Source organism: Limnohabitans sp. DM1, from assembly GCF_001269385.1.
In the GTDB taxonomy this organism is placed as follows: Bacteria; Pseudomonadota; Gammaproteobacteria; order Burkholderiales; family Burkholderiaceae_C; genus Limnohabitans_A.
Genome location: NZ_CXOO01000079.1, coordinates 1 through 6,164, shown reverse-complemented (window position 1 = coordinate 6,164; position 6,164 = coordinate 1). Strand labels below are relative to the sequence as shown.

General features: G+C 59.1%; 4 protein-coding genes. 3 read left to right on the top strand and 1 reads right to left on the bottom strand.

Annotated elements, in window-relative coordinates:
* The 3 genes from AMM33_RS21325 to AMM33_RS21315 all read left to right on the top strand — a co-directional run.
* A partial coding sequence (locus AMM33_RS21325) for a DUF637 domain-containing protein (RefSeq protein WP_194945670.1) occupies positions 1-3,358 on the top strand: 3,358 nt, incomplete at its 5' end.
* The gene (locus tag AMM33_RS21320; protein WP_228768298.1) at positions 3,343-4,329 is read left to right on the top strand and encodes a hypothetical protein; all 987 of its coding nucleotides are present in this window, start codon (positions 3,343-3,345) and stop codon (positions 4,327-4,329) included. The genes AMM33_RS21325 and AMM33_RS21320, both read left to right, overlap by 16 nt.
* Positions 4,326-4,826: an ESPR-type extended signal peptide-containing protein gene (locus tag AMM33_RS21315; protein WP_194945669.1), complete on the top strand. Its 501-nt coding sequence runs from the start codon at positions 4,326-4,328 to the stop codon at positions 4,824-4,826. The genes AMM33_RS21320 and AMM33_RS21315 overlap by 4 nt, the downstream gene beginning before the upstream one ends.
* Before the next feature lie 130 nt (positions 4,827-4,956).
* Here the strand turns inward: AMM33_RS21315 and AMM33_RS21310 are convergent, their stop codons facing one another.
* Positions 4,957-5,856 carry an integrase core domain-containing protein gene (locus tag AMM33_RS21310; protein WP_194945668.1) on the bottom strand — a complete coding sequence of 300 codons (900 nt, stop codon included), beginning with the start codon at positions 5,854-5,856 and terminating at the stop codon, positions 4,957-4,959.
* Between the last annotated feature and the right edge of the window lie 308 nt (positions 5,857-6,164).

Sequence of the window (6,164 nt, the reverse complement as noted above, 5' to 3'; positions counted from 1 at the left end):
CCCCGGCAGTTTGACCAGCCAGCTGGAAAGGACCAAGGACCTCACCGCGCAAGGCAGCAAGSTCAGCGCGGGGCAAGACCTCAAGGTGGAATCCACACAAGGCAGCGTGGACCTGAAGGCCCTCAAAAACAGTGAAGACAGCACCACGACCAACCCATCGAGTGAGGGCGGGTTTTTAAGATTTCTGCGCACCCAGCAGAGCACCACGACGCACAAAGAAACCATCGAAGGCGTGCAACTGAGCAGTGGCGGCAACACGCAAATCAAAGCCTTGGGCAACTTGAGCGCAGAAAGCCTGCAACTGCGTGCAGGCGGCGATGCCGCACTGGGCGCAGCAGGGGCGGTGGCCATCACCAGCGGCCAAGCCTACAGCAGCACGCAAACGGGCAGCGATGTGCGTCAAAGCCTGCAAACCGAACGCAGCCAGATCGAAGCCGGTGGAAAGGTCACCATTTATGGCGAGCAAGCGGTCAAGTTGAGTGCCACTGACGTGAGTGCAGGCGGCAAAGCCCTGGTGCAGTCCAAAGGCGACATAGAGCTGGGCTACAACACCGACACCGAACAGCACAACTGGACCACCAGCAGCTCCAGCAGCAGCTGGGGCGGGCTCCAAAGCAGCACCACCACGACCAACCACACCACGGTGGACAAAACCGCCGAAGTAAGCAAGGTCAAAGCAGGCCAAGTGCAAGTGCTGGGCAAGAACATCACCAGCTTGGGCGCAGACATCAAGGGTCAAACCCTCGTGCAGGTCGAAGGCGCGGACCAGACCAAGCTGTACGCGGTCAACGAAGAGCACAAGAGCAATGCCGACAGCAGAACCAGCTCCAGCTTCATTGGCATCACCTACAGCAACAGCCAAAGCAGCGACAGCAGCTTGAACACCACGGCGCTGGCCCCCAAGCTGACCTCGCAAGAGGCGATCAAGGTGGGCGTGGGCACGGTGACCGATGTGCGCGGGGCCATCATGACCGCGCCCAAGATTGACATCGTGCGCAGCGAAGGTGCAGACACCAGCAAAGACGGTGAGCTGATTGTGGGCGTGAGCACCAACACGACGCAAACGAGCCACACCGAGTCGACCACTACGGCTGGGGTGTGGGCCGCCAACAGTGGCAACGGCAGCACGACAGAGACGGCCAACCAGACCGTGATCAACGGCAAGCTGAACATTGGGGAGGGCATCAACACCACGGTGCAGATCCCCGAGGGCAACCTGAAAGACCAGATCGCAGCGCTGAGCCAACAGCCGGGCATGGGCTATCTCAATGACCTGGCCAACGATCCGAAGATCAAGTGGAGCGAAGTCAAGCTGGCGCATGACCAATGGCAATACGACCAGCAGGGGCTGACAGGCGCAGGCGCGGCGCTGCTGGCGATTGTGGTGGCGTACTTCACGGCGGGTGCCGCCTCTGGCTGGGCGGCATCGTTGGCGACAGAGGCTGGCATGACCGCTGCGGCAGGCGCGGCAGGGGCCAGCACAGTAGCAGCTGCGGGTGCAGGCGTTGCAGGCAGTGGCGTTGCAGCGGGCACCGTGCTGACGACAGCCGGGGTCACGGCCACCAGTGCGATGGCGGCGGGCATGACCAGTTTGGCGTCGAGCGCAGCGGTGAGCTTTGTGAACAACGGCGGCGACATTGGCAAGACGCTCAAGGACCTGGGCAGCAAAGACAGTGTCAAGAACATTGCACTGGCGATGGTGACGGCGGGCGTGCTCAGTGAGCTGGGCAGCAGCTATCAGATTGACGGCAAGAACCTTAACGACATCAAGGTTGCAGACGGGTTTCAAGCGAACCTGGGCAAGGCGGTGATCAACAACCTGGCCAACGCTGGGGTGACCAGCGTGCTGACGGGCACGGACTTGGAGGACAACATCAAGACGGGTCTGGTGAGTGCGTTGATCAGCGCTGGCGCGGGGCAGGCGGCCCATGAAATTGGCAAGATGACCGTTCCCGGTCTGGATGGACAACCGCCAACGCTCAATGCAGCAGGACAAGCCCTGGCGCATGCACTGGCCGGGTGCATGGCCGGTGGTGCATCGGGCGGCAAGCAAGGCTGCGAGAGCGGGGCTATTGGCGCAGTGGTGGGCGAGCTGGCAGGCAAATGGTATGACAGCGATGGCAGCAAAACCGACGCTCAAATATTGGACTTTGTGAAAGTTGTAGCTGCTGCGGCTGGAGCCATCACAGGCGACGGCAGTGCAGCGAGTGTGAGCACGGCGGTGATGACGGCAGTCAACGCGGTGCAAAACAACCTGCTGGCCACGCGTGATGTCAAAAAGTTGATGGAGCAGCTGGGCCAGTGCAGTGGTAGCCAGTGCGACGCGATCAAACGTTTGTATACAGGCCTATTGCAGACGCCAGCGGGCAGCTTGCAAGACTTGTGTAAAGCCAATCCGCAAGCCTGCGCAGGGCAGTTGCCTGACTATGTGCAAGCCCTCAAAGAGATGCAAACGCCAGAGTTCAGGGCTTTGGTGGGTGATGAGACCGCCAAACGATTGATTGATCGTCAGGTGGCCGACCTGAACAAGGTGGTCGGTGCGTTGAACTGGGGCAACGAGCATGCTGAAAGCAGCAGGCAAATTGTGAAAGCGGCGGTGCTTGTGGGCGCGACAGCTGCAGGCGGCGGGTTGATGCTGGCCGTGGGCCGGGCAGTGGTGACGGCTTGCGGCAGCGGCGTGCTCACTCCGGCATGCACGGGGATGATGACTGAGCTTGGAGTCGGTGTGGCTGAAGCCGCAAGTGGGGTACCGACACTGGGGGTGAGTGCGACTGTGGCAGCGGCTGCAACGATTAAACTCAAACAAATTGCTGAGACGACAACTGATGCAGCATCGGTAGCTAAGGAGTTGCAGGCGGCGATTGCTCAGGCCAGGATGGCCCAAACACCACCCGTCAGCGATGTGCGGGAGTTGTTCGGCAAGACCTTTGAATTGATCCCGCTGTCGCACACAGCGGGGCGGCAGGATGGGGTGCTGGGCGAACAACTGGCCTTGCAGCTCTTGAATGAGAAAACCAACCTGAACTTCAAGCCACTGCAAAATGCCAGCAACTGGGGTTGTGACGGCTGCGCGGTGGCGATCAACGGGGATACGATCACCGTGGTGGTGATGGATGCGAAGTCGTCGCAGCGCGGGGTGGACAATGCGGCGAGTGCGGCTGGCGATCCGGCGACGAGGTTGCAAAAGTGGCTAGGGAATGGCTCTATCACTCAATCTGATCCGGCGTTGGCAAAGGCCCTACAAAAGGCAATTGATGATGGTGTCAAAGTCCAGGGCGTCACCGTCAAAGTCGGCCTCCCAGCCCCCGGGACAACCGGTGTCGCAGAATTCAAGGTGCATGAATGGCCCAGCAAATGAACCAGTGTGAACGCATGGGTGTGAACCCAAAATGGCCTACCTATAAGAGTGTGTTGGGACGCATTGCAAAAATGCCTACTCATGAAGAGTTTCATCGAAACACCATTCGTGAGTACGTGACCAGAGAGGATGCGGCGCCCACACAACAATTGCCGAACAAGCGCAACATAACAGACTACACAACAGAAAGGTTAGCAAGTGGCCAAGCATGCCGAGCATTGGCAACTGCACCAGACAACCCGAACTGGAGGTCTGATTTGGCCTATTGGATGCGCTACTACCAAGTTGGCATCATGCAGGCATTCTTTTGGCATGACCGTTATAGGATTCTTTTTCCTGAACCTCATATAAAGGGTGGCCTTCGGATGTTCTCCATCCAAACTGCCACCAACATGATGGCCGCAATGGCGATGCTGGGCTGGAAAGACGCCGTGATCCACAAAGGCTATCTGACCCATGCGGCGCTCAACCGGATGTACCAACTGGAGCTTGAGTACGAAGAAGACCACCGCCGCGCCCAAGCCTTCATGCTGCGCCTGTTTGCCGACTGGGTGGGCGATGTCTCGCACCACTGGCCGGGCTATGCCTACGACGAACCGATCTACGAAGCCTTGTTGGCCCACTGGCGCACGCCCAACCCCGACGATTTGGTGCCTTGCCTGCTGGCCGCGTGCGATCGCCACACTTGGCAAACAGGCAAAGAGAGCCAGAAAAATTCCTACGACTTCAACCAAGACAGGCACCTGGAGCGCGTGCCGGTGGAAATCCTCTTCGTTTTGCGGCTGCGCGAATGGGAAGGGCTGGCCAACCCGAGGCTGGATCACCCCCTGATGGCTGCGCCCTTTGACCAGCTCGCGCCCGAACAACCAGTTCCCGAGCTGGACGAGCTCATGCAGGGCGTACTTAAGCGCGCCCGAGAAGACTGGCCGCAGTACGACGAAGTGCTGTCACTGCCAGCTTTAAAAACTTGAATACCCAAGCCCACCGTCTTGTCTTCAACCCATCCCGAGGTCGTGTGATGGATGTGAGTGAGCATGCGCGCAGCCTTGGCAGCGGTGGCAACACACAAGTCAAGGCCGTAGGCAACTTGAGCGCACAAAGCCTGCAACTGAGCGCAGGAGGCGATGCGGCCTTGGGCGCAGCAGGGGCGGTGGCCATCACCAGCGGGCAAGCCTACAGCAGCACGGTCACCGGCAGCGACAAAAAACAAAGCCTGCAAACCGAGCGCAGCCAGATCGAAGCCGGTGGCAAGGTCACCATTTACGGCGCGCAATCGGTCACGCTCAGCGCGAGCGACGTGGACGCAGGTGGCAAAGCCCTGGTGCAGTCGCAAGGGGACGTGGAGCTGGGCTACAACACTGACACAGACCAGCACAACTGGTGTCATGTCCGAGTGTCCGCAACAGTTTTATTGCTGAATTTCAACCCCTGTTTTTTCAAAGATCAGCCTCTCGATGCTGGTTCTTGATGGGTTGCTGCGCTTGTTGGTACGGTGCTGAGCCTGCTCTTTGTGCAAAACCCGACACGCACGCAGGCATTGACCCTGGCCGATGCGGACAGTGCTGTTGGCGTTGGTTTGAAGTCTTTTTTGGGGCGATCTACCTCCTGATCCCGTAGCCACGCATCAACCCCGCCAGAGCTTGCACTGGCGTCACTTCCTTGATCGGCATTTGCCGGATGTCGCGTGGTCTGAGCCCTGCAAAGTGTTCCGCTGGTGTGAGTCCGTGCAGGTTTTGGTGAGGCCTGACGTGGTTGTAGAAAACCCTGAATTCATCGAGCGCGCTTTGCAGTGCCCCACCACTTGGGATGACGAGTTGCCTGAGCAGCGGCTTGAGCGTGCCGAACAAACGCTCGATCCTGCCGTTTTGCCAAGGGGCGTGTTTCTGGGTGGTCTGGTGCTGGATGCCAACGATCTTCAAGAACGAGTTGAACAGCCAGCTGTTCAAAACTGCCTCGTTGTCGGTGCGCAGTTTTCGGGGCTTGCCATGCTGGGCAATGGCCAAGCACAAATGACCGAGCAAGCTCCAGCTGCATCGCCGGGTGAGCACCTGCAAACGCAGCGCCACGCGTGAACCGTGGTCGATGATGCCAATGGCCGCATGGGTAATGTGCTGCGTGTCGGTGAAGAACGTCATGTCCATGGCCCAGGTGTTGTTGACCTGAACAGTGCGGGGCTTGGCCGATCTGATCTGACGGCGCAGCTCGGCAATCTCCCTTTGGTGTGATGCGATGAGATCGGCCACAAAGGTTTTGCCCACGCTCAGGCCGGGATGCAATCGGTTGAAGGTGTGTGCCACAGCGCGGCAACCAGCGCGGGGCATGTGGGCCTTGAGGCGCAAGACTTCAAGGCGCAGCCAATCGGGTTTGCGGCGGGTGAGAATGTCTGCGCGCAGCGTCACCAGGGCGCAGGCTTTGGGGCGACGGGTGAATACGGCAGAGCGAAGAGGGCGGGCGGGGCGAAACAGACGCGTCAAGAACAGCCATATCTGCCATGCCAAACCCAAGATTTTCCTGAATATCAAGGCAAAATATGTCGATTATTAGACCTAAATAACTCAACATTGGCGCCAAACCATTTCCTGATCCGCTACCGCCGCACCATTGCTCAAGCGGCCCTGCTTGTCTATGTGCTGAACCCTTTGCTGGTGACTGCGCAGGTCATCGTCAATGCAGGTACGGCCAACGATGGCCGACGCACCTTTGTCGATCAGACCCAAAGCGGTGTCACCAAAATCAACATTACCACCCCCAACGGGGCGGGCGTATCGCAGATCGGAAGAGCACACGACTGAACTCCAGTCACACA